Source organism: Streptomyces prasinopilosus, assembly GCF_001419695.1.
Lineage (GTDB): Bacteria > Actinomycetota > Actinomycetes > Streptomycetales > Streptomycetaceae > Streptomyces > Streptomyces prasinopilosus.
The window spans coordinates 1-2112 of sequence record NZ_LIRG01001041.1; the positions used below are offsets into that span (position 1 = coordinate 1).

General features: G+C 73.1%; 2 protein-coding genes. Both read right to left on the minus strand.

Annotated features, from left to right (window positions below; translation table 11 throughout):
• A partial coding sequence (locus tag AOK18_RS29955; RefSeq protein ID WP_055696331.1) for a maleylpyruvate isomerase family mycothiol-dependent enzyme occupies positions 1 to 459 on the minus strand: 459 nt, incomplete at its 3' end.
• A gap of 140 nt (positions 460 to 599) precedes the next feature.
• A partial coding sequence (locus AOK18_RS29960) for an ABC-2 transporter permease (protein WP_478078862.1) occupies positions 600 to 2112 on the minus strand: 1513 nt, incomplete at its 5' end.

Sequence of the window (2112 nt, forward strand, 5' to 3'; positions counted from 1 at the left end):
CAGCAGGTCGAGCGCGTACGGCAGCCCGGCCCCCGCGTACGCGCCGGGCACGCCGAGCGCCTCGCGGACGTCCCCGGCGTGCACCCACTCCCCCAGCGCGAGGATGTCGAGGAGCCCGCCCGCCGCGGCGATCACCGGCCCGGCCCCGGTCATCCCGCTCTCCAGCTCGTCGATGACGCGCCGGTCGCTCCACGCGGCCCGTTCGGCGATGTCCCGTTCGTTCGACTCGGGCGAGAACACCCCGGCCTCGAACCGGTTCTCCACCACCCGGGTGAGCGCGGCCGAACAGTGCGCCAGCACGTCCCGCACGGTCCATCCCGGGCAGGCCGCGACCGGCAGGGCGAAGTCCTCCTTCGCCCGCCCCCGCAGCAACGGGACCAGTGCGTCCCGCTCGACGGCCAACAAACGCCCGGGAAGCCCGGGTTCACGCACACCACGCACACCGGCAGGAGTCGTCATGCGGCCAAGCTAGCGGCGGCCCGGGGTCCTGTCGCGGTTCCCGGCTGCATCGGGGCCTTCGCCGTCCCCGGCGGGGACGGCGAAGGCCCCGTCCACGGGCCGGCCGGGACCACCGACGTGTCGTCGGGCCCGGCCGGACATCAGATCGCCGGTACGGGTTCCAGGTCCTCGTCCTCCTTCGCGGAACCGGAGGCCGGGGCCGGACTCCCTGTGGCGCCGGACGCACCGGAGGTCCCGGCACCGGAGCTGTGGGACGTGCCGGAGCCGCCGGCGCCGGACCGCGCACCCGGTGCCCTCTTCTCCCGGCGGGCCAGCCACAGGTCCACCAGGAGCTGCAGGACCAGGCCGGCCGCGCCCCAGATGCCGATGGTCAGGAGGTTGCGGCCGATGCCGTGGCCGTCGAAGTAGACCAGCGAGCGCACGGTGTCGACGGCGGCGGGCAGCGGCAGCACGTCCTGGAGGGTGCGGAACAGGTCGGGGACCATGTAGAGGGACAGACCGCCGCCGGAGGCGGGGACACCGGCCAGCATCAGGACCAGCATCACCGGGATGATCGCGGCGAGACCGAACGTCCGGGTGAAGACACCGGTCACCAGGGAGACGCAGAAGACGGTGAGCGCGCCGAAGCCGATCAGTTCGGGGGCGTGGCCGTCGACGGCGCCGATCAGGACGTCGAAGAGGAACCACAGCCACACCGAGATGCCGACCGCCCAGCCGGCGAGCTTCACCACGAAGTGGCGCAGCCGCGTCAGTTCCGGGGCACCGCCGCGCAGCACCGCCATGATCAGGAAACCGGCCATGATCCAGGACATGCCGATGTACATGCTGTTGCTGCCCTGGGTGTCGTCCCGGGTCAGCGGCTTGATGTCGGTCAGCTCCAGGGGCGTCCCCTGGCCGGCGGCGACCTGCTGGAACACCGCCCGCAGTGCCGCCTGCTGGCTCGCACCGGCCGCCGAGGAGCTGTGGAGGGCGGCTCCGCCGTCCGCCGTGGCCGGCAGGACGTAGGCGCCGACGACCTCCTGCCTCAGGATCTGCTCCTTGGCCTCGTCGACGGAGGTGCCGGTACGGAGGTCGAGCATGGCGCCGAGCCGCGGCTCCAGGCCCTCGGCCACCCGTTCGGCCTGCCCGGCGTCGGCGGCGACCACGACCACGGGCAGGTCGTGGAGCTTCGGCTGGTGCATCGAGGCGCTCATGGCGCCGACGACACCGATCAGGATGGCCAGCGGGAAGGCGACCGCGGCGAAGTAGCGGACCTTCGGCGACCGCACCGGGCCTCCGGCCAGCGCGGGCAGCGGGGTGCTCACGTCGGAGACGTCGGGCGCGGCCGGGATCGCGTATCCGGAGCGGCGCTCCTTCAGCAGCGCGAGCGCGAAGGCGATGACGATCCAGAAGACCAGCGGGAGCAGGTACCCGCCCGCGCCCCGGTCGTCGAAGTACAGCAGGGAGCGCAGCGCCTCGCCCGCGGCGGGCAGCGGCAGCACGCCGTGCAGGAACTGGAAGAAGCCCGGCATGCTGTGCACCGACAGCGCCAGGTTGGACGCCGGCATGCCGAGGACGACCCACAGCAGCATCCCGAACAGGACGGCGAGCGGCCCGACGAGCTTGGTGAAGAGCATCTGGGTCATGCCGACCGCGCCGACGGTCAGCATGCCG